Source organism: Streptomyces sp. PTY087I2 (assembly GCF_001687325.1).
Classification (GTDB): domain Bacteria; phylum Actinomycetota; class Actinomycetes; order Streptomycetales; family Streptomycetaceae; genus Streptomyces.
The window spans coordinates 53,086-77,398 of sequence record NZ_LZRD01000007.1 but is presented as its reverse complement, the minus strand read 5'-3'; the positions used below and the strand labels follow the sequence as shown (position 1 = coordinate 77,398).

Here is a 24,313-nt window from a genome sequence, read left to right as displayed (position 1 = left end):
GAGTTACGCGCGAAGGGCCGGGACGGTACGCCGTCCCGGCCCTTCCCGCCTGCGCGTCGCGCTACCTCACCGGGGTGAAGTCCCGCGCCCCGATGAACTCCGGGCGGCGGATCGGAGCCGCGAAGGGCTCCTGCGCCGCGTTCTCCACGCTGTTGAAGACGATGAAGACGTTGCTGCGCGCGTACGGGGTGATGTTGTCGCCCGAACCGTGCATGGCGTTGCAGTCGAACCAGGTCGCCGAACCGGCCTTGCCCGTGAAGAGCTTGATGCCGTGGCGGTCGGCCATCTTCGTCAGCGCCTCGTCGGACGGGGTGCCGGCGTCCTGCATCTGGAGCGACTTCTTGTAGTTGTCCTTCGGCGTCTCGCCCGCGCAGCCGAGGAACGACTTGTGCGAACCGGGCATGATCATCAGCCCGCCGTTGGTGTCGAAGTTCTCCGTCAGCGCGATCGACACGGACACCGTCCGCATGTTCGGCAGACCGTCCTCCGCATGCCACGTCTCGAAGTCCGAGTGCCAGTAGAAGCCCGAGGCCCCGAAGCCCGGCTTCACATTGATCCGGGACTGGTGGACGTACACGTCCGAGCCGAGGATCTGGCGGGCCCGGCCCACCACCCGCTCGTCGCGGACCAGCCCGGCGAAGACCTCACTGATCTTGTGAACCTCGAAGACGGACCGCACGTTCTGCGACTGCTTCTCCACGATGGAGCGCTCGTCGGCGCGGATCAGCGGGTCGGCGACCAGCCGGTCCAGCTCCGCCCGGTAGACGGCGACCTCGTCCGGCGTGATCAGCTGCTCGATGCTGAGGAAACCGTCGTGCTCGTAGCTCTGGAGGTCCTTGGCGGCGATCGGACCCGGTGCGCCCGGCGCGGACCAGATGACCGGGTCCTGGCGGGGAGTGGTCATCTCGGCGGCGCCGCGCGAGGGGTACAGATCGGCGCGTACTTCGGTGGTCATGGTTCAGCCCTCCTCGGTCAGCAGTGGGTAGACACCGTTCTCGTCATGGTCCTCCCGTCCGGTGACGGGGGGATTGAAGACGCACACGCAGCGGAAGTCGGTCTTGGGCCGCATGGTGTGCCGCTCATGTCCGTCCAGCAGATACATCGTGCCGGGCGTGATCCAGTGCTTCTCGCCGGTCTCGTCGTTGGTGAGCTCGGCCTCGCCCTCGGTGCACAGCACCGCCTCGATGTGGTTCGCGTACCACATGGAGGTCTCCGTGCCCGCGTACAGCACGGTCTCGTGGAGCGAGAATCCGACCTTCTCCTTGGCGAGCACGATGCGCTTGCTCTCCCAGGTGCCGGACGCGGCCTTCACATGCCGGTCGGTGTTCTCGATGTCACTGAACGATCGGACGATCACGGTGAGCGGTTGCCTTTCTCTTCTCTGCACGGGGTCCCGGGCCTCGCGGCCCGGGACCTCTCTTCTTCCACCTGCCCCGGCGGTACCGGGTCAGGCCGTCTCGCGGACGGAACGGGCCAGCGTGCGCAGGCCCTCGTCCAGCTCTTCGGGGGTGATGGTCAGCGGCGGCAGCAGCTTGACGACCTCGCTCTGCGGGCCGGAGGTCTCCAGCAGGAGCCCCAGCTCGAAGGCGCGGGCGCAGACCGCCGAGGCCCGCGCCGGGTCCTCGAACTCCATGCCCCACACCAGGCCCCGGCCGCGGAACCGCGCGGTCGGCTCCTCGGCGCAGATGGCCAGCAGCGTCTGCTCGATCTGCTCGCCGCGGGCCAGGGTCTGCTTCTCCATCTGGCCGTCCGCCCAGTACGCCTGGAGCGCGGCGGCGGCCGTGACGAAGGCCGGGTTGTTGCCGCGGAAGGTGCCGTTGTGCTCGCCCGGCTCCCAGATGTCCAGCTCCGGCTTGAACAGGCACAGCGACATCGGCAGCCCGTAACCGCTGATGGACTTCGACAGCGTGACGATGTCCGGGGTGATCCCGGCCTCCTCGAAGGAGAAGAACCCGCCGGTACGGCCGCAGCCCATCTGGATGTCGTCGACGATCAGCAGCATGTCCTGGCGGTGGCACAGGTCCTGGAGCGCCCGCAGCCACTCGGCGCGGGCGACGTTGATGCCGCCCTCGCCCTGGACCGTCTCCACGATCACCGCGGCGGGCTTGTTCAGCCCGGAGCCCTGGTCCTCCAGGAGCCGCTCGAACCACAGGAAGTCCGGGACCGTGCCGTCGAAGTAGTTGTCGAACGGCATCGGGGTGCCGTGCACCAGCGGGATCCCGGCCCCGGCGCGCTTGAAGGCGTTGCCGGTGACGGCCAGCGAACCCAGCGACATGCCGTGGAAGGCGTTGGTGAACGAGACGACGGCTTCCCGGCCCTTGACCTTACGGGCCAGCTTCAGCGCCGACTCGACGGCGTTGGTGCCGGTCGGGCCGGGGAACATCACCTTGTACGGCAGGTCGCGCGGGCGCAGGATCACGTTCTGGAACGTCTCCAGGAACGCGCGCTTGGCGGTGGTCGCCATGTCCAGGCCGTGGGTGATGCCGTCGCGCTCGATGTAGTCGATCAGCGCTCGTTTCAGCACCGGGTTGTTGTGGCCGTAGTTGAGCGAGCCGGCCCCGGCGAAGAAGTCCAGGTAGGAGTGGCCGTCCTCGTCGGTCAGCCGGGCGCCCTGCGCACGGTTGAAGACGGCGGGCCAGCCGCGGCAGTAGCTCCGGACCTCGGACTCCAGGGTCTCGAAGACGCTCAGTGCGGGCGGGGTGATGGTCACAGCGGATCTCCTGCGTGAGGGGGTGTGACGGGCGGTGGTCTCGTGCTCCCCGCCGCACGGATGCGGCCGGGACCGCGCCGGGTGGTCGGCCGGCGCGAAATGTCGTGGGGCCGGGCGCACTCGTCGGGTGCGCCGGGCGGGGGTCGGGCGGCGGGCGTACGGGTCGGGTACGCCGGCGGCGCGCCCGGGCGGGCTCAGGTGGCGAACGGGCCGATCCGGTAGAGCACCTCGGGCAGATGGGTCCCTTCGGGGAACAGGTCGCCGTCGAAGAGGACCTCCTGCTCCAGCGCCACGTCGTGCCGCTGGGCGTAGGACGTGAACAGCCGGTCGGAAGCGGTGTTGTCCGGGGTGATCGTCGTCTCCACGGACGACAGGCCCTGGTCGGCGGCGACCCGGGCGGTCAGCGCGTCCAGCAGCGTGGCGGCCAGCCCCTTGCCGCGGTGGGCCGCGTCGACGGCCACCTGCCAGACGACGAGGGTCTGGGGGCGGTCGGGCCGGATGTAGCCCGTCACGAAGGCGATGGGCTCGCCGCTCTCGCCACGGGCGACGACGGACGTCGCGGCGAAATCACGGCACCACAGCAGGTAGCTGTACGAGGAGTTCAGGTCCAGGACCTGGGAGTCGCGGGCAATGCGCCAGATCGCGGCTCCGTCCTCCACTCGCGGCGCATCGATACTGAGGAATTCGCTTCGGGCACGGGCAAGATCTGCTGGTGCGGCGGTCATGCGAATTGAATTTACCCAGCAAATTTCGAAATTGCATCGACGTGAAGGGTTGGGTGAAGGGCGTCCATGTGTTATCAGGCGTGCGCGAGCCGCACCATGATCCGGGTAGAACTTCCCCCGCTTTGTCCCGAATTTAACGGGCATAACGCCGCCGGTGTGGAGTCGGTCACAGGGTCGTAACTCTCCTGGAACGTGTCCGAATCATGAAGTTCGAGCCTCGCGAAAACTTCCGCGTTTAGCCGACGGGAAAGCGGGCAGAAGAATGCGGGGAGCTGCTTTCGATAAAGCAGCTCCCCGCATTATGGATAAATTAGCTGCTCGGCCAGGTTTCCGAAACAGCCCGGCGGGCAGCCTCGATATCGACCTGCCGGCCCGCATCGGTCAGCGCCGCCCCCAGAGCCGCGAGCGAGGACAGCACCGCGCCCCGCGTCGCATCCGCCCCGTAATGGTTGACCCGGATCATCTCCTTGGACAGCGCCCCACCGCCCGCGACCAGCGGCAGCGCGGGGTCCGCCGCCAGTGCCGCGGCGACCAGCGCGGCCGCGTCCGTCCCCGCCGGGGCGCGCAGCGTCGTCGCCACCGGGGCCGCGTCCCGCGCCTCGTGGACGTACGGACCGAGACCGCCGCCGAGGGCCACCGCCCCGGCCCGGGTCGCCGCGGCGGCCGAGGCGTGGCGGGCCATCACCGTCTCCAGGCCCTCGTCCTCGATCCGGGCCACACACGCTTCCAGGCCCAGCATCTCCAGCTGCGCCGGGGCGTGCGGCAGAGCCGTGCGGCCGCCGTCGATCCAGCGCTCCTTCCAGTCCAGCAGCGAGAGGTAGGAGCGGCGCGGCGCGGCCGGGTTGGCGGCGATCCGCTCCCAGGCCCGCGCGCTCACCGACACCGCGGAGACCCCGGCGGGCCCGCCCATGGCCTTCTGCGCGCCGATCACGCACAGGTCGACGCCCCACGCGTCCGGCAGCAGCGGCTCGGCGCCCACCGAGGCGACCGCGTCCAGCATGAACAGCGCGCCGTGCGCCCGGACCACCTCGCCGATCTCGGCGACCGGGTTGGTGTTGCCGGTCGCCGCCTCCGCGTGCACCAGCGAGACGAAGTCGATCTCCGGGTGCTCGGCCAGCGCCTCGGCGACCTGGCCGGCGGTCACCGCCGTGTGGAAGGGCACCGCGAGGTCGACGACCTGGGCGCCGCAGTCCCGCAGCCAGTTGCCGAAGGTCTGCCCGTACGGGCCCGTGACCACGTTCAGCGCGGTCGAGCCGGGCCGCGCGCCGCCGCGGATGCAGCCCTCCGGCGGGAGCAGCGCCTCGCCCTGGGTGATGACGACGTCCTGCTCCGTGGCGAGGAGCCGGGCCACGCGCCGCTCGATCGCCGCGAAGTGGCCGGCGGTCAGCGGGGGGAGGTCGAGGAAGGGGTGCGTCACGGTGGGGCTCTCTTCGGGTTCGTCCGTCGGTCGAAAGGCACTGGCAGCCTACCGACGGCCCGTCGGCGGCCTCGTACAGTGCGGCGTATGAGTGATCGGGTGAGCGGTCGGACGGTTGGCCGGACGGGTGGTCGGAGTGAGTGATCGGGAGGAGCGGCCGGTGCTGCGGGTGAAGGGCCGGGTGCTCGTCGGCCCGGACGAGGTGCGGGACGAACTGTGGGCCGTGGGCGGGCGGATCACCTACGAGCGGCCGCCCGGCGCGGACGGCGCGGTGACGGTCAGGGGCTGGGCGCTGCCCGGCCTGGTCGACGCCCACTGCCATGTCGGGCTGGACCGGCACGGCCCGGTCGACGCGGCGACCGCCGAGAAGCAGGCGCTCACCGACCGGGAGGCCGGGACCCTGCTGATCCGGGACGCCGGATCGCCCTCCGACACCCGCTGGATCGACGACCGCGACGACCTGCCGAAGATCATCAGGGCCGGCCGCCACATCGCCAGGACCCGCCGCTACATCCGTAACTACGCGCACGAGATCGAGCCCGGCGACCTCGTCGCGTACGTCGCCCAGGAGGCCCGGCGCGGCGACGGCTGGGTCAAGCTGGTGGGGGACTGGATCGACCGCGACGCCGGGGACCTCACCGCCTGCTGGCCGCGCGGCGAGGTCGAGGCCGCCATCGCCGAGGCGCACCGGCTCGGCGCCCGGGTCACCGCGCACTGCTTCGCCGAGGAGTCGCTGCGCGATCTGGTGGAGGCGGGCATCGACTGCATCGAGCACGCCACGGGTCTCACCGAGGACACCATCCCGCTCTTCGCCGAACGCGGCGTCGCGATCGTCCCGACGCTGGTCAACATCGCCACCTTCCCCGACCTGGCGGCGGGCGGCGAGGCCAAGTTCCCCCGCTGGTCGGCCCATATGCGGCAGCTGTACGACCGCCGCTACGACACCGTGCGCTCCGCGTACGACGCCGGGATCCCGGTCTACGTCGGCACCGACGCGGGCGGCTCCCTGGCGCACGGCCTGGTCGCGGGCGAGGTCGCCGAGCTGGTCAAGGCGGGCATCCCGCCCCTGGAGGCCCTGTCCGCGACCGCGTGGGGAGCCAGGCGCTGGCTGGGGCGGCCCGGTCTTGAGGAAGGGGCTCCGGCGGACCTGGTCGTGTACGACGCGGACCCGCGCGCGGACGTCCGGGTGCTGGCGGCGCCCCGGCACATCGTGCTGAACGGGCGGGTCATCGGCTGACACGGCGGTGTGTTGACGGGCAGTGACGGATGCGGCCACCGGCTCGTTGATACAGCCCGACCGGTCATGCGCCCTGGCACTCACCGTGTGAAACGGGTGACGGGGAGGGGCGGGAGGGAACGCACGTGCCGAAAGATTCGAATATGTGCGCGGAAACCCCCCTTTGGGGTGAACTCACGTCAGGTATCCGCCAGTTCACCCTCAGTGCGTAAAGATTCACGGAGTCGAGGCCACCGGCCGGGCGATGTCCCCCATTGGACTGTGCCGGTGGCTCCATGTCTCTTGTGGGGGTTCCACCATCTTGAACAGCAACACCTTCCGTCTCGCCGCCGTGGCGGTCGCCGCCGCCCCCGTCGCGCTGCTCGCCGCCGTCCCCGCGCACGCAGCCCCGGCGACGCCCACCACCGGCGGTGAGGGCAGGGCGAGCGCGGTCGTGCTCCGTACCGGGCTCGACGTCTCGCTCCTCAACAAGTCCGTCCAGGTGCCCCTCAAGGTCACGCTCAACGAGGTGCAGGCCCCGGCCAGCGCCGAGAAGACCGCGCTGACGGTGGACGTGGACGGGGTCGAGGGCCGACCGGTGAGCGTCCTGCGCGCCGATGTGGCCACCGCGAACGCCACCGTCGACGAGCACAGGGCCGAGGGCTACACCAACCTGGCGAAGGCCCGGATCCATGTCCCCGGACTCGCGGCGCTCTCGCTCATCGAGGTCGAGAAGGTCACCTCCAAGGCGGTCTGCGAGACGGGTAAGCAGCCCGTCGCCGAATCGAATGTGCTCGGCCACATCAAGGTCCTCGGCAAGAAGGTCACGCTCAGCGCGGGCGGCCCGACCCAGGTGTCCGTGCCGGGCGTCGGCGAGGTCACCCTCGACCTGTCCAAGACGGTCACCACCGAGCGCACGGCGGCCGCGACGGCGCTCCAGCTCAAGGTGGCGGTCAACCCGCTGAAGCTCAACGTCGCCGAGGTCAACGGCGAGGTCACCCTCGCCGAGGCGACCTGCGAGGCCCCGAAGGGGCCGAAGACCCCCGAGGAGCCCAGCACCACGGGCGGCTCCACGGGCGGTTCCACCGACGGCGGTTCCACGGGCGGCGACAGCGGCGGAGACGGAAGCACCGGCGGCGACAGTGGCGGAGACGGAAGCACCGGCGGCGACAGTGGCGGAGACGGAAGCACCGGCGGCGACAGTGGCAAGTCCGACGGCGGCAAGGGCGACGGCGGGGGCGACAGCGACGTGAAGACGCAGACCGGCTCCGACACCGGCACCGCCCCCACCGAGGCCAACCTCGCCGAGACCGGCGGCAGCTCCACCACCCCGTACATCGCGGGCGGCGCGGCCCTCCTCCTCGCCGTCGGCGCGGGCGCCACGGTGCTGGCGCGCAGGCGCAGCAGCGGCCAGAGCTGATACGCGCGAGGGGGCGGCGTCCGCACGACGGACGCCGCCCCCGGGTCCTGCGGGGCTCCCTCAGCGCCCCGATCTCGCGGGCAGCGCCTGCACGGCCTGGTCCAGGGCCTGGAGGAAACGATTGGTCGTGGCCCGGTCGCGGACCGCGAGCCGCAGCCACCGCGGCCCGAGCCCCGGGAACGTATCGCCGCGCCGGGCCGCGAAGCCCAGCAGCCGCAGCCGCTCCCGGACGTCCGCCGCCCGCTCCAGCCGCACCAGCACGAACGGCCCACGGGCCGCCTCCACCACCTCCACCTCGCTGAACTCCGCGAGACCGGCGAGCAGATGGGCCCGGTCCACCGTGATCCGGTCCGCCGCCTCCGCCGCCTCCACCAGCGCCCGCGGCTCCATGCACGCCTCCGCCGCCGCCAGCGCCGGGGTGGACACCGGCCACAGCGGCTGCGCATCGGCGAGCAGCGCCACCGTCTCCGGCTCCGCCAGCACGTAACCGATCCGCAGCCCGGCGAGCCCCCAGGTCTTGGTGAGGCTGCGCAGCACCACGAGCCCCGGAATGTCCGTCCGGTCGCACAGCGCTTCGCGCTCGCCCGGCACGACGTCCATGAACGCCTCGTCGACCACCAGCGTCCGCCCCGGCCGCGCCAGCTTCTCCAGCAGGGCCGCCGGGTGCAGCACGGACGTCGGGTTCGTCGGATTGCCGATCACCACGAGGTCCGCGTCCTCGGGCACCGCCGCCGGATCGAGCCGGAAGCCGTCCTCGGCCCGCAGCAGGACCCGTCCCACCTCGTGCCCGGCCGCCCGCAGCGCCGCCTCCGGCTCGGTGAACTGCGGGTGCACCACGACCGGGCGGCGGGCCGGAAGAGCCCGGGCGATCAGGACGAACGCCTCGGCCGCGCCCGCCGTCAGCAGCACCCGCTCCACCGGCAGCCCGTGCCGGCCGGCGACCGAGGCCCGGGCGGACGACCCGTCGGGATAGGCGGCCAGCGAGGTGAGCGACGCGGCTATCCGCTCGCGCAGCCACGGGGGAGGGGTGTGGGTACGGACGTTCACGGCGAGATCGGTCAGATTCTCGCCGCGCACCTCCGCGTCGCCGTGGTGCCGCAGGTCGGGCCCGGCGCTCTCGATGTCCCGCGTGGGGGGATGCGTGGGGGGATTCATGGCAGCCATGGTGAACGGGCGGGAGCCTGCCGTCACCGGTGAGGTGGAAGTTTTCCTGCCGGAAACAGGGAAAGTCCCGTCGGCGGCCGGAAAACGGCGGGCCACCGCACAGGTCGCCACCCCCTTAGCCATCCCCTCCACCGCCGACTCCCCGCCCGGGGCGCGGGTCTTCGGCACCACCAGCTCGTCCGCCTCGATCAGCGCGGCGGCCTCCGCGACCGACGGAGTCCCCACCGCCGCGCCCACCGTCCCCGAGGGGTGCGGCACCCGGACCGCGGCCAGCGCCCCGGCCGGATGGGTCCGCACCGGCACCCCGAGCCGGGCCGCCGCCCCCACGATCCCCGGCTCGTCCCCCCTGGCGTCGACCGTGGCCACCTCCGCCACCTCCGCCGGGTCCAGCCCCGCCCCGCTCAACACCGCCTTGATCAGGGCGAACACCGCGTCGCCCGAGGCGCCCCGGCGGGCGCCGACCCCCACCACCAGACTGCGGGCGCCGGACTTCGGTCCGGGGCCGACGGATGCTCCGGTCATCGGCGGAGTCCTGCCTTTCAGGTCAGACGTCTGGGTGGTACGGGGAAGGGGGCGGGTCCGCTCCGTATACGAACCCGTATACGGAGGGCGGGCCCGGGCGACGGGAGGGGCGGCGGGGACGCCATCGGTAAGGGCACCCTGAGATGCGCGGAGGGCGCCCGATCGGCTAGCAAGGCCCCATGGCGGTGTTCGTCGCGCTCGGCGCGTTCCTGATGACCCTGGCCGGCGGCTGGGTCGCCCAACGCGTCACCGACCGCCGCCATCTGGTGCTCGGCCTCGCCGGCGGGCTGATGCTCGGCGTGGTCGGCCTCGATCTCCTGCCGGAGGCGATCGAGGCGGCGGGCGAGCCGGTGTTCGGGGTGCCGATGGCGCTGCTGCTGTTCGTGGGCGGCTTCCTGGTGGCCCATCTGGTCGAGCGGCTGCTCTCCGTACGCCAGGTGGCACACGGGGCGGGCGGCGGGCACCACGGCGACCGCGTACCGCAGGTGGGGCTGACGGCGGCCGCCGCGATGGTCGGCCACAGTCTGATGGACGGCATCGCGCTCGGTGCCGCCTTCCAGGTCAGCGGCTCCATGGGCGTGGCCGTCGCGCTGGCGGTGATCAGTCATGACTTCGCCGACGGATTCAACACGTACACCCTCACCAGTCTGTACGGGAACGCCCGCCGCAAGGCGCTCCTGATGCTGTTCGCGGCCGCCGTGGCACCGGTCGTGGGCGCGGCGACGACGCTGCTGTTCACCCTTCCGGAGGAACTGCTCGGCGGCTATCTCGGCTTCTTCGGCGGAGCCCTGCTCTACCTGGCCGCCGCCGAGATCCTTCCCGAGGCGCACCACACCCATCCCGCCCGCTCCACCCTTCTCTGCACCATCGGGGGCGTGGGCTTCATCTGGCTGGTCGTCGGCATCGCCGAGTGAGCCGCGCGTACGCCCCGGACGCCCGGGTGCGCCGGACGCGCTGCTGTTCACCGCGCCGGAAGCGCCGGCCGGTACGCGGTCCGTGAAGCCGGGCGGCGGCGATCCGCTCACCGCGCCGGAAACGCCCGGCAGTGCTCGACGAACCGCCGGGCCACCTCGGGCGACGCGGCCCAGTGGGTGTGCAGATAGCTCGCGTGCACGCCCCGCTGGACGTACCCCTCCACCCGCCGCTCCGGCTGGTGCATGCCCCAGGCGGGCGTGGTCCCCGCCACCGGTTCCAGCACCGTCCGGTGGAACTCGTGCCCCCGCATCCGGGTCCCGGCCGCCGCCAGCGGGCTGTCCGAGACCGCCACCGCCTGCCGGTACCCGAGCGTCAGCCGCTCCGACATCCGGGCCTCGGCGTCCAGCACCCCGCACATCGGCTTCCCGTCCAGCTCGCGGGCCAGATACAGCAGCCCCGCGCACTCGGCGGCCACCGGCGTACCGCTCAGGGCCAGTTCCGTGACCGCCCGCCGCAACGGCTCGTTGGCCGACAGCTCGGGGGCGTACATCTCCGGGAACCCGCCGCCGATGACGAGCCCCGCCGTCCCCGTCGGCAGCTTCTCGTCCCGCAGCGGATCAAAGGTCACGACTTCCGCACCGGCCGCCGTCAGCAGTTCGGCGTGCTCCGCGTACGCGAAGGTGAACGCGGCCCCGCCCGCCACGGCGACGACGGGCTTCTCGCCGCCGGGCCCGGGGGCGTACGCCGGTGTCCACGGCGCGTCCGCCAGCGCGGGAGCCGTCCGCGCCAGCGCGAGCAGCGCGTCCAGGTCGCACCCGGCGCGCACCCGCTCGCCCATGGCCCGTACGGCGTCCACCGCGTCGCTCTGCCGCTCGGCGACCGGGACCAGCCCCAGGTGGCGCGAGGGCGTCGCGACCTGCGGCGCCCGCCGGATCACGCCGAGCACCGGCAGCCCCGACTCGTCCAGCGCGTCCCGCAACAGCGCCTCGTGCCGGTCCGAGGCCACCTTGTTCAGGATCACCCCGCCGATCCGCACCTCCGGATCCCAGGAGGCGAACCCGTGCACCAGGGCCGCCACCGACCGGGACTGCGAGGAGGCGTCCACCACCAGCACCACGGGCGCCTTGAGGAGCTTGGCCACCTGCGCGGTCGACGCCAGCTCACCCTGGCCCGAGGCACCGTCGTACAGCCCCATCACGCCCTCGACCACGGCGAGATCGCACCCCGCCGACCCGTGCGCGAAGAGCGGGGCGACGAGATCCGTCCCGCACATGTACGCGTCGAGATTCCGGCCGGGGCGGCCCGTCGCCAGGGAGTGGTAGCCCGGATCGATGTAGTCCGGGCCGACCTTGTGCGGCGAGACGGCGAGCCCGCGCGCGGCGAAGGCGGCCATCAGACCGGTGGCGACGGTGGTCTTGCCGCTGTTGGAAGCCGGAGCGGCGATGACCAGACGGGGCACACTCACCACTCGATGCCCCTCTGGCCCTTCTGCCCCGCGTCCATCGGGTGCTTGACCTTCGACATGTCGGTCACCAGGTCGGCGGCCTCGATGAGCTTGTCGGGCGCGTTGCGGCCGGTGATCACCACGTGCTGGGTGCCGGGCCGGTTCCGCATCACCTCGACGACCTCGTCGGTGTCGATCCAGCCCCAGTGCAGCGGATAGGCGAACTCGTCGAGCACGTACAGCTTGTACGTCTCCGCCGCCAGGTCCCGCTTGACCTGCTCCCAGCCCTCGCGGGCCTTCTCCTCGTTGTCGACCTGGCCGTCGCGCTGGACCCAGGACCAGCCCTCGCCCATCTTGTGCCAGTCGACGGTGCCGCCCTCGCCGCTCGCGCCCAGCACCTTCAGCGCGTTCTCCTCGCCGACCTTCCACTTCGCCGACTTCACGAACTGGAACACCCCGATCGGCCACCCCTGGTTCCAGGCCCGCAGCGCGAGCCCGAAGGCGGCCGTCGACTTGCCTTTCCCGATGCCCGTGTGGACGAACAGGAGCGGGCGGTTGCGGCGCTGACGGGTGGTGAGCCCGTCGTCCGGCACCGATGTCGGCTGTCCCTGCGGCATTAAGCGGCCCTCCCGGCTGCGGTGACGTCCTTGACGAGCCCGGCGATCGAGTCGGCCCGCAGCTCGTCGAGCGTGACGGCGGTGCCTCCCAGTTCCCGGGCCAACTCCCCGGCGAGACCGAGGCGTACGTACCCCGACTCGCAGTCCACGACGACCGAGGCCGTCCCCTCGGCACGATGTAGCCGCGCCGCCCGCCCGGCGAGCGCCACGGGCTCCGGACCGCCGGTCGCCCGCCCGTCCGTGACGACGACGAGCAGGGGCCGCCGCGACGGATCGCGCAGCCGCTCCACGCGCAGCACGTCATGGGCCTTGAGCAGCCCAGCGGCGAGCGGAGTGCGCCCGCCCGTCGGCAGCGACTCCAGCCGGGCGGCGGCCGCGTCGACGGAGGAGGTTGGCGGCAGCGCCACCTCCGCCTCCTTGCCCCGGAAGGTCACCAGACCGACCTTGTCCCGCCGCTGGTAGGCGTCGAGCAGCAGGGAGAGCACGGCCCCCTTGACGGCACTCATCCGCTGCCGGGCCGCCATCGACCCGGAGGCGTCCACGACGAACAGCACGAGGTTGCCCTCCCGCCCCTCCCGGGTCGCCTGCCGCAGATCGTCCCGGCGCACCACGAGCCCGCGCCCCGCACGCCCGCGCGCACGCTGGTGCGGGGCGGCGGCCTGCACGGTGGCGGCCAGGTGGAGCTTGGTCAGCGAGCCCTGTGGCCGAACCGCTCCAGTGGTCCGACCATGCTCGGTACGCGCCCGGGAACGCCGCCCCGCAGCACCTTCCCCCAGCCCCGGCACGCTGAGCATCTTCGTCCGGAACGGCTCGGCGGCGGCCACGGGCTGCTGCTCACCCCCGGCGGATCGGCCGGGCGTGTTCTCGGGCGTGCCCTCGGGGCCCGGGGACGGAGAGTCGCCCTCCGCACTCTGGGGCGGCGTACGGTCCTCGCCATCGGCCTGCGGCGGCACACCCCCGCCCCCACCACCGTCGCCACCGCCATCGGGCCCGGGGTCGGGGTCATCGTCGTCGTGGTCGTCCCGGGGGCCGGCCTCGTCCAGGGTCCGGTCGAGCTTGTCCTCGTCGAGACCGGGCGCGTCGAACGGGTTGCGACGCCGCCGGTGGGGGAGGGCCAGCAGGGCCGCCTGCCGTACGTCGTCTGCGGTGACCTCCTCGCGCCCCGCCCAGGCGGCGAGCGCGGTGGCGGTACGGGCCATCACGATGTCGGCTCGCATCCCGTCGACCTCGAACGCGGCGCAGGTGGCCGCGATCTGCCGCAGCACGCCGTCGCTCAGCACGACCCGGGGCAGCAGGACGCGCGCGGCGGCGATCCGCTCGCGCAGGGCGCCCTCCTCCTCGGCCCAGCGCGCGGCGAACCCCTCGGGATCGTCGTCGTACGCGAGCCGCCGCCGCACGACCTCCACCCGCTCGTCGGTGTCCCGGGAGGCGGAGACCTCCACGGTCAGCCCGAACCGGTCCAGCAACTGCGGCCGCAGCTCGCCCTCTTCCGGGTTCATCGTCCCGACCAGCAGGAACCGCGCCGCATGCCGTACGGAGACGCCCTCGCGCTCGACGTACGAGGCACCCATGGCCGCCGCGTCCAGCAGCAGGTCCACCAGGTGGTCGTGGAGGAGGTTGACCTCGTCGACGTACAGGATCCCGCGATGCGCGTCGGCCAACAGCCCCGGCTCGAACGCCTTCACGCCCTCCGAGAGCGCCCGCTCGATGTCCAACGCCCCCACGAGCCGGTCCTCGGACGCGCCCACGGGCAGCTCCACGGTCCGCGCCGGACGCGACACACCGGCCGCCTCCGCGTGGGGCCCATCGGGACACGCCGGATCGGGAGAGCCGGGGTCACAGGAGAACCGGCACCCCGGTACGACGGAGACCTCGGGCATCAGCGCGGCGAGCGCCCGCACGGCGGTGGACTTGGCGGTCCCCTTCTCACCCCGCACGAGCACGCCGCCGACGGCCGGACTGACGGCATTGAGCAAGAGCCCGAGCCGCAGATCGTCCTGCCCGACGATCGCGGTAAAGGGATAGGGCGTACTCACAAGGCCTCCTCGTCGAGATGAACATCAGCACCATCGGGCCCCTGGGGTCTTGGGGCCTTCCCTTGCGCCTCCGGGTGACCCACTTCAAGCCCCTCCGGCGATTGAGGAGCGGGGTCCGGGGCAGCGCCCCGGCTCGCCGCACCACCCGCACCCGCACCCAACGTCGGCGCCCCCGGTGGCACAAACGGCAACCCCGCAGGCGCGCCCCCCTCGATCAACCCCCACAACGCCTCCGTATCCGCATGCTCCTCCACCAGATCCCCCAGCCGATCCAACTGCTCCTCCCGCAGCACCCCGAACCTCGTGTCCGGCGCAGGAACGAACCGCCGCCCCGCGGCCCGGGCCACCGCCACCAGGAACCGCCGCCGGAACGCATCGCTCTCCAGCGACCCGTGCCAGTGCGTCCCCCACACCGCCCCCACCCGGCACCCGTCCAGGAACGGTTCCCCGCCCCGTACGTCGGCCACCCCGTGGTGGATCTCGTACCCCTCCACCACCTCACCGAGCGCCGAACCCACCGGCCGCGCCAGCGTCTTGTCCCGGTCGAACCGAATCCGCACGGGCAGCAGGCCGAGCCCGTCCACCACCCCCGCCCGCGACTCCACCTCGTCCTCGATCCGCTCGCCGAGCACCTGGAACCCGCCGCAGATCCCCAGCACCGGCCGCCCCTCCGCCGCACGCCGGACCAATGCGTCCGCGAGACCGCGCTCACGCAGCCAGGCCAGCGCCTTCACCGTGCCGCGCGTCCCCGGCACGATCACCAGGTCCGCGTCGGCCAGCTCCTCCGCCCGGTCCACGAACCGCACAACGACGCCCGGTTCGGCGGCCAGCGCGTCCACGTCCGTGAAGTTGGACATCAACGGCACCGCGCAGACCGCGACCCGCAACACGTCCTCACCGTGCGGGGGAGCCACGACCGACTCCCGCACCGCACCCCGCAGGGAGACCCGCAGGCCGTCCTCCTCGTCGATGCCGAGCCCATGGGCGTACGGCAGCACTCCGTACGTACGCCGCCCGGTCAGTCCGTACAGCATGTCGAGCCCCGGCTCCAGCAGCGAGACGTCACCCCGGAACTTGTTCACCAGGTACCCGGCGACCAGCGACTGGTCCTCCGCGCTCAGCAGCGCCGTCGTCCCGAAGAACGAGGCGAAGACCCCGCCCCGGTCGATGTCCCCGACGACCAGCACGGGGAAGCGGGCGGCCCGCGCGATGCCCATGTTCACGATGTCGGTCCGCCGCAGATTGATCTCGGCGGGGGACCCGGCCCCCTCGCAGATCACCGCGTCGTATGTCGACCGCAGCTCCTCCAGGCAGTCGGTCACCGTCCCGAGCAGCGCCTCCTGACGGCCCCCGTGGTACCCCCGGGCGCTCATCTCGCCCACCGGCTTGCCCATGAGGACCACCTGGCTGGACCGGTCGCTGCCGGGCTTCAGCAGCACCGGGTTCATCAGGGCCGTCGGCTCCACCCGGGCGGCCTGCGCCTGCATGGCCTGGGCACGCCCGATCTCCGCGCCCTCACGGGTCACGAAGGAGTTGAGGGACATGTTCTGTGCCTTGAACGGCGCGACCTTCACGCCCCGGCGCACCAGCCAGCGGCAGATGCCCGCAGTGACGACGCTCTTCCCCGCGTCCGAGGTCGTCCCCGCGACCAGCAGCCCGCCGCCACTCATGCCCGCCCCCGCTTCTGTCCTGCCGACCCTGTCGACGACCTTCCCGTGACCGATCGCCGCGCGACCATGCGCCCCGCCGCCAACCGCCCCGCCACGCACACCGCCAGAGCCAGCGCACTCACCCGGCGCGACAGCCGCACCGCGCGCTCGATGTCCGCGCCCCGCACGTCCCGCCCGGACTCCCCGTTCAGCACCGGCCGGTGCTCCACGCGCCCCGCGTACGCCAGCGTCCCGCCCAGCCGTACGCCGAGCGCCCCCGCGAACGCCGCCTCCACCGGGCCCGCGTTCGGGCTCGGGTGGCGGTGCGCGTCCGCCTTCCAGGCGCGTACGGCCTGCGCGGGCCGCCCGCCGCCGACCACGGCCAGCGCGGCCGTCAGCCGGGCGCCCGGCCACCCCGCCACGTCGTCCAGGCGGGCCGAGGCCCAGCCGTAACGGCGGTAGCGGGGCGCCTTGTGGCCGACCATCGCGTCCAGCGTGTTCACCGCCCGGAACCCGACGAGCCCCGGCACCCCGCCGATCGCCCCCCACACCAGCGCGCCGACGACGGCGTCCGACGTGTTCTCGGCGACCGACTCGACGACCGCGCGGGCCATCCCCGGCCCGTCCAGGGCCTGCGGATCGCGCCCGCACAGATGCGGCAGCCGCTCCCGGGCCACCTCCAGGTCCCCGGCGGCCAGCGCGCCCCCGATGGCGCGGGCCTCCCGGCCCAGCGACGTACCGCCGACGACGGACCAGGCGGTGGCGGCGGTCAGCGCGACGGCGAGCGCGGGGCGTCCCCGTACGGCACGGGCGGTCAGCGCGGCGGCCCCCACGGCGCCTCCGGCGCACACCAGGGTGTGCAGCGCGCCCCGGCCACGGTCGTCACGCCACAGCAGGGACTCGACCCGCGCCGCGGCGCGGCCGAATCCGGCGACGGGGTGGCCACGCCGGGGATCGCCGAGCAGCGCGTCGGCGACCATCCCGGCCGTGGCGCCGTACGCGAAGACGCGATCGGCACGCACGGCTCAGCCGGTCGTGGAAAGAGGCGTTCCGGCACGGAGGGCCACATGAAGGGCCGCATGGAGGGGCACAGGAAGCGGCGCAGGGAACGGCGCACGGCGGCCGGGCATGGCGTAGGTCCTCACTCAGGGTCCGCGCCCTGGTTCGACGTGACCGGCGACGAGAGTCTCCTGGCTCCCGGATCCGCAGTTCCCCCGGCCTTCCAGCCCGCGTACCGCGAGCCGTGACGTCCGGTGTGGGGGAGTGCTCCCCGGTGACAGTGGCGGGACCGCGCCGGATTCGCACCGGCTTCCTCAGCTGTCGCCGTAAATGGCTCCGGCAGTCCACCACGCCCCGAGAACAGCCGTCAACTCGCTGTTGACCTGCGGGGCTCCACTGTGGGCGGACCCACACGCGGACGCACATCGGGCCGGACACACGAGGTGTGTCCGGCCCGAGGGAGTGCGGTGGAACGGGGTCAGGCGACGATCAGATAGATCCCGTACGAGACCGCCGCCACGCACAGCGCGAAGCAGGCGTACGCGCCGGTGCGCGCCAGCGCGACCGCTCCGCCGGAGGCGTTGCCTTCGGCCGTCGCGGACTGCTTGGAGAGGGCGACGATGCCCAGGGTGAAGACGCCGACCAGCGCGACGGTGACCACGAGGCTGACACCGAAGACGGAGGCGAGAGCTGCCCAGTCGATTTTCATGCGGATCTGTCCTTACACCGTGGCCGGCGGCCGGGCCGGGTCGTCGGGCGCCGAAGCCGGGGCCGGGATGGTGGTCATGAGGTCGGAGGCCGGGGCCCCGACCGGCGGCGGCTGGACCGCGGCGATGGCCGTGGTGACGACGCCCTGGGGCTCGTCGACGCCGTCCGTGTCGTTGACGTTGGTGTGGTCCACGGGCTGGCGGCGCGAGGCCACCCAGATCGCGAAGGAGCCGCCCACGAGCAGGATCGCGGTGAGGGTGATGCCCCACGTGCCCTGCTTGGTCAGGAACTCGGCTGCGGCGCCGACCAGAGCCGCGGCCGGGAGCGTCAGACCCCAGGCGACGAACATCCGGGTGGCGGTGGACCAGCGGACCACACCGCCCTTGCGGCCGAGGCCCGCGCCCATCACGGCGCCGGAGCAGGACTGCGTGGTGGAGAGCGAGAAGCCGAGGTGCGAGGAGGCCAGGATGACGGTCGCCGCACTGGTCTGGGCGGCGAAGCCCTGCGGCGGCCGGAGGTCGGTCAGACCCTTGCCCATGGTGCGGATGATGCGCCAGCCGCCGAGGTACGTACCGAGCGCGATGGCGACACCGGCGGAGACGATGACCCACAGGGGTGGGTTGGAGCCGGGGGCCAGGACACCGCTGGTGACCAGGGCGAGGGTGATGATGCCCATCGTCTTCTGGGCGTCGTTGGTGCCGTGGGCGAGCGAGACGAGACCGGCGGAGGCGATCTGCCCGGCCCGGTAGCCCTTGGCGGTCGACTTCAGCTGGTTGGGGTCGGTGACGTTCCGGTTGATCCGGTACGTCAGCCGGGTGGCCAGCATCGCGGCGATACCGGCGACCAGCGGGGCGGCGATCGCGGGGAGCAGCACCTTGGTGACGACGGTGCCGCCGTTGATCGAGGACCAGCCGGCCGACATGACCGCGGCGCCGATCAGACCGCCGAACAGGGCGTGGGAGGAACTGGAGGGCAGCCCCAGCAGCCAGGTCAGCAGATTCCACAGGATGGCGCCGACGAGCGCCGCGAAGATGACCTCGGTTCTGAGGCCGTTCTCGTTGACAATCCCGCCGGAGATCGTCTTGGCGACCTCCACCGACAGGAACGCGCCGATCAGGTTGAGAACGGCGGACATGGCCACCGCTGTCTTGGGCTTCAGTGCGCCGGTCGAGATGGTGGTCGCCATCGCGTTGGCGGTGTCGTGGAAACCGTTCGTGAAATCGAACACGAGAGCTGTTACGACCACAATCGCAAGCAGCAGCGTGATGTGTTCCATTTACCCAGGCAATCGTTCGACGTCAGTGGCTCGTGGACCGTAGGCAACCTGGGTGAACGGAAGATGAACTGAGCGGGGCTCTGTGGTGACCTCAACCGGAGTGGAGTGCTTCCGCTTGTGTGCGGGAGGGACTGGGCGCTGCCTGTGGGGCGCGGCGTGGACTGCCCTTTGCCGCCCGTTGGCGAACATTTTGAACGGCCGTTCGGTGCCGGAAGAGATCCCCGTCACCCCTTGTGTGACGTTCCGGTTGCGCGCCTTCCCTCCTAGGCTCGCCCCATGAGCGAGCAGCAGCCGGAATCCGTCCGTCAGGCCTGGCAGGGAGTCGTCGACACGGCCCGCCGGAGCGCGGCGGACGGTCTCGTCGTCGGCACCTCCGGCAATGTGTCCGCCCGCGTCGGCGACCTCGTCCTGGTGACGCCCAGCGGGGTGCCCTACGACCGGCTCGGACCCGGGGACGCGGTCGGCGTCGACCTGGACGGACGCCAGGTCCTCGGGGAGCTCGGGCCGACCAGCGAACTCCCCCTCCATCTGGCGGTCTACCGCTCCACCGACGCCGCCGCCGTGGTCCACACCCACGCCGTGCACGCCACCGCCGTCTCCACCCTCGTCACCGAGGTGCCGCTCGTGCACTACGCGGCGGCCATCCTCGGCGGTCCCGTCCGCACCGCCGCCTACGCGCGCTACGGCACCCCGGAGCTGGCGGACGCCATGCTCGAAGCACTCCGGGGCCGCACCGGCTGTCTGCTCGCCAACCACGGAACCGTCACCTACGGCGACACGCTCGACCAGGCCTACGACCGCACCGCCCAACTGGAGTGGCTGTGCCACCTCTGGCTCACCGCCGGCTCGGTGCCGGGCCGCACCCCGGCCCTGCTCTCCACGGCCCAGCTGGCCGAGGTGACGGAAGCGCTCAAGGGGTACGGCCAGCGCGGCTGACCGGGGGAGGGGCCGCGTGAGACCGGGACGGGGCCGACCGGGGACGGGCCCTGTGTCCGCCCGAGCGCCGTCCGAGCCCCGGGCACCGTCCGGCCCTGGGGCCGCCCGAGCGCCGTCCGGCCCCGGTCCGCCCGAGCACCGTCCGCAGCCCGGTCCGCCCCGGACGGCCCCCATCCGCTGGCAGCCCGCCTCCCGCCCCACGACACTGAAGCGGTGCGCCCGGTAACCGCGACGGCAGCGGCCGTCACCTCGATCCTCGGCGTCGGTGCGGCAGCGGTCGCGGCCGGCCGGTACGCCAGCGACGTCGCCCTCAAGGCGACGCCCGGACGTCCCCTCCCTGCCGACCGCAGACTCACCGTGCACGCCACCGCGGCCGGGCAGGTCACCCTGACCCGTTCCTTCTCGGCGCTCCGGCCCGGCACCTGGGGCCTCGCCGGATCCGGGGTCCACGCGGTCGTCGGACCCGTCGTCGAAGGGGCGTCGGAGGGCGCCGACACCGTGGTCCGCAGGCTGGAGAGCGTCGGCCAGGGAATCCTCGAACCGGGCACCAAGGTCCGGCTCACCCCCGCCCTGTACGGCGGCGACCCCGGCAGCGACCTCGGCCTCGACCACCAGGACGTCGAGATCCCGGGCGAACTCGGGACCCTGCCCGCCTGGTACGTCCCCGGCGCGCGCGACACCTGGATCATCACCGTCCACGGCCTCGGCGCCACCCGGACCCACCCCATGAACCTCATGGGGTTCCTGCACCAGCAGCGCTTCCCCGTGCTCGACCTCGCCTACCGCGGCGACCCCGGAGCCCCCCGCCCCGCCGACGGCCTCGGCCACTTCGGCGCCTCCGAGTGGCGCGACCTCGACGCGGCCCTCCGGTACGCCGTGCGCTACGGCGCCCGGAACGTGATCGTCATCGGCTGGTCCACCGGCGCCACGATGGCCCTGTACGCCGCCGTCGAATCCCCGCTCCGCGACCGGATCAGCGGCATCGTCCTCGACTCCCCGGTACTGGACTGGCCGGTCACCCTGCGCGCCCTGGCCGCCGCCCGAGGCGTCCCGGCCGCCCTGCTGCCCCTCGCCGTCCGTGCCGCCCAGGGCCGCACCGGGATGGGCCCCACCCCGGTGCTGGAGACATCGGTACCGGCCTCCCTGCGCACCCCGACCCTGATCCTGCACGGCCCCGACGACACGATCGCCCCGTGGGGCCCCTCCCGCGAGCTCGCCGCCCGCCGCGCGGACCTCGTCGCTCTCCATGCCGTACCGCAGGCTCCGCATGCGTCGATGTGGAATGCCGGCCCGGCCCGCTACGAAGAGACCCTGAGACGCTTCCTCACGCCCCTGATGTGAGCCGATGGGGTGAACTCTCCCCCTTGCTCCCGCACCCGGGGAACCTTTCACGTACCGGTGAAACGGCTTCCGTTTGGGCTTTCGGGCCGTCAGGGGCAAGACTGCTCCCGTGACGTCCCGTACCCCGCGCGACTCCAGGCTGCGACTTGTCCGCCCGCGACCCCTTGCCACCGCCCGCAAGGCCGTGACCACCCGGCGCACCAGGCCGGCCCCCCGGCCCCCCGAGGGCACCCCGCCCCGCGCGGAACTGGCCCGCCAGGCCAGGGGGGTGCTCGCCGACGCCGTGCGCATCGCCCACTGGGCGGCCGGCACCCCGGGGCCGGGCACCGCCACCCCGCTCGCGGCCCACGCCCTCGAACGGGCGGCCACCGCCCTGGAGCTCTCCCCGGCGCAGGTCCGCGCCGGCTGGGACCGGGCCCGGCTGGCCGGACTCGTCGAACTCCACGGCGACACCGCCCGCCCCGGCTGGCGGCTGCGCGCCTGGGACCGGGACGACTCCGCCGTGCTGCGCGGCTGGGTCGCGCTCTTCGACGCCTGGTCGCTCGTCCACGCCGCCCCCGAGGGCATCGAGGCGGGTGCGGTCGCCGAAGCCGTCGAGGCCGTGCCCCAGGTGCTCTCCCTCCTCCAGCTCTCCGCGGGCCCCGTCACCGTCCCCGCCCTGCTGGACCTCCTCGGCCAGCGCGTCGCCGAACTCCAGGAGGAGCGCTGCGAAGTGCCCCTGGGCCCCGGCAGAACCGCGCCCGCCGCACCCGTGGGCCCGGCAGGTTCGGTCCCTGACAAGGCCGCCGACCAGGCCGCTGACAAGGCCACCGGACCCGCCCGGAGCGCCGACCTCAACGCCCTGCTGCTCGACTGGGCCCTGGAAGGCCTCGCCGCCGTCGGAGCGCTGACGCTGGGCAAAGGGCATGCCACCCTCACCCCGCTCGGCAACTGGGCGGTCTGGGTCAAGCTGGAACAGATCTGCGTCGCCGCCCAGAGCCCGGCCGGGAACATCGAACAGTCCGCCGCCGACATGCTCCTCGGCTGCGCCGGGCTCACCCCGGGACCGGCCCGCGACGAATACCGCGCCTGGCTCGCCGCCCGCACCATCGGCAGCGCCGTCGCCGAACTGCTCGCCGTCGCCCGGGGCGAGGACGCCCTGCTGCGCGGACTGGCCTTCGAGGCGCTGCGCGTCGTCGGCGCCCCCGCCGAACCCGAGGTCCGCGCCGTGCTCGCCGAACCCTCGCTGCGCCCCTACGCGCTGCTCTGGCTCGCCGAGTACGAGGGCAACGACCCCGACGACGCCCAGGACGTCCTCAGCCGCGAGGAGGCCACCTGGCTCTGGGTCGACACGGCCGCCGCCGTCGCCGACCACGGCGAGACCGGACTGCTGGTGCGCCACCTCGACTCCGCCGTCCAGGGCACCGTCCCGGCCCTCCTCGACGAGGTCAGGGCCGTCGGCCACCCCCGCACCGTCCAGGTCCTGGTCGCCCTGGCCGCGGCGCACCCGGACCCGGCCCTGGCCAAGGCGGTCCGCCGGGCCGCCTTCCAGGTGCACACCGGCGGAGCCTGACCCGTACGTCCCGGATCCGCACGCCCGATCCATAACGCCCCGGGCCTCCGCTCAGCCGGCGGACCCCGGGGCGTACGTCCCGAAGCTCCACACATTGCCCTCGGCGTCCCGCGCCATGTAGTCCCGGGAGCCGTAGTCCTGGTCGGTCGGCTCCATCAGGATCTCCACGCCGAACTCCCTGGCCCGGGCGCAGTGCTCGTCCACCTCGTCGACCACCACGTACACCCCCGCCGGGCCCGCGCCCGCCATCGCCCGCGCGAACACGCCCTCGCGCCCCTTGGAACCGAGCATCACCCTGCCGTTGCCCAAGGACAGCTCGGCATGCAGCACGCTGCCGTTCTCGCCCTCGTACACCGCCTCCTCGGTGAAGCCGAGACCCTGGGTCAGCGTTCTGATCGCCGCCCTCGCGTCGTCGTAGAGGATCGTCGGGTAGATCGTCGGAACCCCGCCCGTCGCGCCCGCCATGACACTCACCTCTCCTGCCGTCCGCACCTGTCGATGTGATCTGCGTCTCAGTCTTCCATCAGGCACTGACAACGGCAGGCCGTCCCGGACCGCCCGCCCCGGATCAGGCGTCCCGGTTCAGGCGAACGTGTCGCACCGCTCCATGTCGCCCGTGCGGAACCCGGTGGAGAACCACTGCTGCCGCTGCGCGGCCGAACCGTGCGTCCACGACTCCGGGGTGACCCGGCCCTGGTACCGCTCCTGGATCCGGTCGTCACCGACCGCCGCCGCCGCGTCCAAGCCGTCCCGGATGTCCGCCCGGGTCAGCTCCGTGATCAGCGGCCGGCCGGTCGACTCGTCCGGCGTCGTCGTCGCGTGGTGCGCCCAGACCCCGGCGTAACAGTCGGCCTGGAGCTCCACCTTCACCGCGTTGCTGTTCTCGCCCTGCCGCCCGTCCTGCGAGCGGCCCAGCGTGCCCATCAGGTTCTGCACATGGTGGCCGTACTCGTGCGCCACCACGTACGCCTGCGCGAACGGCCCGCCGCTGGAGCCGAACTTCGTCCGCAGGTCCTCGAAGAACCCGAGGTCCAGATAGACCTTGCGGTCGCCGGGGCAGTAGAACGGCCCGACCGCCGAGGTCGCGGCCCCGCAGGCGGTGCCCACCTGCTGGCTGAACAGGACCGTCCGGGCCCCGTGTACGTGGCGCCCCGCCGCCGGAACTCCAGCCGCCAGAAGTCCTGCACGCTGTTGACCACCGCCACCGTCCGGCAGTCCTCCCGGCTGTTCGCGTCCTGCCCCTTCAGACAGCTCTCCTGCACCTGCCCGGCCGACGACGAGGTCGCCGCCGGATCCGCGCCGTCGGAGGTCAGCCCGAGCTGATCGGGGCCGACGCCGAAGAGCAGCCCCAGGATCAGGGCGATCACCCCGGCGATGCCGCCGCCCACGGTGGCCCGCCCGCCCGGGATCCGGCTGCCGCGGACGTCCTGGACCTCGGAGGTGTCCAGATCGGCGTCGTCGTCGAACTGCACGGTCGCACCACCCTCGGGCTCGGGCGGGCGACACCGTGCCGCCCTGCGCCGAGTATCGGACGGTTCGTCCCACCGGGCACGCAGAAAAGCAGTTGCGCACCGCCAGTAGAATGGGCCGTATGGCCTATCTCCTTGTGCATTAGCGGCGTCGAGAGACCTCCGCCCTCGTCCCTCCGCCGTCCTGACTGCCCTGG

At 72.9% G+C, this 24,313-nt stretch carries 20 protein-coding genes, 1 pseudogene and 1 riboswitch; of the genes and pseudogenes, 6 read left to right on the top strand and 15 right to left on the bottom strand.

The genetic code is table 11. The features are described from left to right. Positions 1–61: 61 nt before the first annotated feature. From thpD to A3Q37_RS09050, 5 genes are all read right to left on the bottom strand, one after another. Positions 62–955 carry an ectoine hydroxylase gene (thpD, locus tag A3Q37_RS09070; RefSeq protein ID WP_065480515.1) on the bottom strand — a complete coding sequence of 298 codons (894 nt, stop codon included), beginning with the start codon at positions 953–955 and terminating at the stop codon, positions 62–64. 3 nt (positions 956–958) lie between these two features. After that, positions 959–1,357, bottom strand: coding sequence for an ectoine synthase (locus A3Q37_RS09065; RefSeq protein ID WP_006123624.1), 399 nt, complete (start codon positions 1,355–1,357; stop codon positions 959–961). 90 nt (positions 1,358–1,447) lie between these two features. Then, positions 1,448–2,710: a diaminobutyrate--2-oxoglutarate transaminase gene (ectB, locus tag A3Q37_RS09060; protein WP_065480511.1), complete on the bottom strand. Its 1,263-nt coding sequence runs from the start codon at positions 2,708–2,710 to the stop codon at positions 1,448–1,450. Between the two features lie 194 nt (positions 2,711–2,904). Continuing rightward, positions 2,905–3,435 (bottom strand): diaminobutyrate acetyltransferase, encoded by a 531-nt coding sequence (gene ectA / locus A3Q37_RS09055; RefSeq protein ID WP_078566394.1) that lies wholly within the window; start codon positions 3,433–3,435, stop codon positions 2,905–2,907. A gap of 310 nt (positions 3,436–3,745) precedes the next feature. Next, the gene (locus A3Q37_RS09050; RefSeq protein WP_065480508.1) at positions 3,746–4,852 is read right to left on the bottom strand and encodes an alanine--glyoxylate aminotransferase family protein; all 1,107 of its coding nucleotides are present in this window, start codon (positions 4,850–4,852) and stop codon (positions 3,746–3,748) included. Between the two features lie 160 nt (positions 4,853–5,012). Between A3Q37_RS09050 and A3Q37_RS09045 the strand changes: the two genes are divergently transcribed. Further along, positions 5,013–6,089, top strand: a complete 1,077-nt coding sequence (locus tag A3Q37_RS09045; RefSeq protein ID WP_065480505.1) for an amidohydrolase family protein — start codon at positions 5,013–5,015, stop codon at positions 6,087–6,089. Between the two features lie 301 nt (positions 6,090–6,390). Then, a complete protein-coding gene (locus A3Q37_RS09040; RefSeq protein WP_065480502.1) occupies positions 6,391–7,488 on the top strand; it encodes an SCO1860 family LAETG-anchored protein in 1,098 nt (365 codons plus the stop codon). A gap of 60 nt (positions 7,489–7,548) precedes the next feature. Here the strand turns inward: A3Q37_RS09040 and cobC are convergent, their stop codons facing one another. Then, positions 7,549–9,174: an Rv2231c family pyridoxal phosphate-dependent protein CobC gene (gene cobC / locus A3Q37_RS09035; RefSeq protein ID WP_079137711.1), complete on the bottom strand. Its 1,626-nt coding sequence runs from the start codon at positions 9,172–9,174 to the stop codon at positions 7,549–7,551. 179 nt (positions 9,175–9,353) lie between these two features. On the opposite strand from cobC, the gene A3Q37_RS09030 reads away from it, so the two are divergent. Beyond that, on the top strand, positions 9,354–10,088 hold the full coding sequence (locus tag A3Q37_RS09030; protein ID WP_065480499.1) for a ZIP family metal transporter: 735 nt from the start codon (positions 9,354–9,356) through the stop codon (positions 10,086–10,088). Between the two features lie 107 nt (positions 10,089–10,195). Here the strand turns inward: A3Q37_RS09030 and A3Q37_RS09025 are convergent, their stop codons facing one another. The 7 genes from A3Q37_RS09025 to A3Q37_RS08995 all read right to left on the bottom strand — a co-directional run bounded on the left by A3Q37_RS09025 (position 10,196) and on the right by A3Q37_RS08995 (position 18,818). Then, the gene (locus A3Q37_RS09025; protein WP_065480496.1) at positions 10,196–11,557 is read right to left on the bottom strand and encodes a cobyrinate a,c-diamide synthase; all 1,362 of its coding nucleotides are present in this window, start codon (positions 11,555–11,557) and stop codon (positions 10,196–10,198) included. Next, entirely contained in the window at positions 11,551–12,150 is a 600-nt protein-coding gene (gene cobO / locus A3Q37_RS09020) for a cob(I)yrinic acid a,c-diamide adenosyltransferase (protein WP_065480493.1), read from the bottom strand. Before cobO ends, A3Q37_RS09025 begins: the two co-directional genes overlap by 7 nt. After that, the gene (locus A3Q37_RS09015; protein WP_065480490.1) at positions 12,150–14,186 is read right to left on the bottom strand and encodes a putative cobaltochelatase; all 2,037 of its coding nucleotides are present in this window, start codon (positions 14,184–14,186) and stop codon (positions 12,150–12,152) included. Before A3Q37_RS09015 ends, cobO begins: the two co-directional genes overlap by 1 nt. After that, positions 14,183–15,856 carry a cobyric acid synthase gene (locus A3Q37_RS09010; RefSeq protein ID WP_065480486.1) on the bottom strand — a complete coding sequence of 558 codons (1,674 nt, stop codon included), beginning with the start codon at positions 15,854–15,856 and terminating at the stop codon, positions 14,183–14,185. Before A3Q37_RS09010 ends, A3Q37_RS09015 begins: the two co-directional genes overlap by 4 nt. Further along, a complete protein-coding gene (locus A3Q37_RS09005) occupies positions 15,853–16,857 on the bottom strand; it encodes a cobalamin biosynthesis protein (protein ID WP_065480475.1) in 1,005 nt (334 codons plus the stop codon). The genes A3Q37_RS09010 and A3Q37_RS09005 overlap by 4 nt, the downstream gene beginning before the upstream one ends. A 161-nt stretch (positions 16,858–17,018) precedes the next feature. After that, positions 17,019–17,151: riboswitch (cobalamin riboswitch) on the bottom strand. Between the two features lie 161 nt (positions 17,152–17,312). Beyond that, positions 17,313–17,543 (bottom strand): hypothetical protein, encoded by a 231-nt coding sequence (locus A3Q37_RS09000; RefSeq protein ID WP_065480472.1) that lies wholly within the window; start codon positions 17,541–17,543, stop codon positions 17,313–17,315. Between the two features lie 12 nt (positions 17,544–17,555). Then, positions 17,556–18,818 (bottom strand): inorganic phosphate transporter, encoded by a 1,263-nt coding sequence (locus A3Q37_RS08995; RefSeq protein WP_065480470.1) that lies wholly within the window; start codon positions 18,816–18,818, stop codon positions 17,556–17,558. 276 nt (positions 18,819–19,094) lie between these two features. On the opposite strand from A3Q37_RS08995, the gene A3Q37_RS08990 reads away from it, so the two are divergent. The 3 genes from A3Q37_RS08990 to A3Q37_RS08980 all read left to right on the top strand — a co-directional run bounded on the left by A3Q37_RS08990 (position 19,095) and on the right by A3Q37_RS08980 (position 22,647). Beyond that, positions 19,095–19,754 carry a class II aldolase/adducin family protein gene (locus A3Q37_RS08990; protein ID WP_065480468.1) on the top strand — a complete coding sequence of 220 codons (660 nt, stop codon included), beginning with the start codon at positions 19,095–19,097 and terminating at the stop codon, positions 19,752–19,754. Positions 19,755–19,967: 213 nt separating this feature from the next. Further along, entirely contained in the window at positions 19,968–21,095 is a 1,128-nt protein-coding gene (locus A3Q37_RS08985; RefSeq protein WP_065480465.1) for an alpha/beta hydrolase, read from the top strand. Positions 21,096–21,279: 184 nt separating this feature from the next. Then, a complete protein-coding gene (locus A3Q37_RS08980; RefSeq protein WP_065480462.1) occupies positions 21,280–22,647 on the top strand; it encodes a hypothetical protein in 1,368 nt (455 codons plus the stop codon). A 51-nt stretch (positions 22,648–22,698) separates the two neighbouring features. Here A3Q37_RS08980 and A3Q37_RS08975 read toward each other — a convergent pair whose 3' ends face one another. Together A3Q37_RS08975 and A3Q37_RS08970 are read right to left on the bottom strand one after the other, a co-directional pair. Next, complete coding sequence (locus A3Q37_RS08975) at positions 22,699–23,112, bottom strand: VOC family protein (RefSeq protein ID WP_065480455.1); 414 nt, start codon at positions 23,110–23,112, stop codon at positions 22,699–22,701. Positions 23,113–23,229: 117 nt separating this feature from the next. Further along, positions 23,230–24,119: pseudogene (locus A3Q37_RS08970) on the bottom strand (neutral zinc metallopeptidase). Between the last annotated feature and the right edge of the window lie 194 nt (positions 24,120–24,313).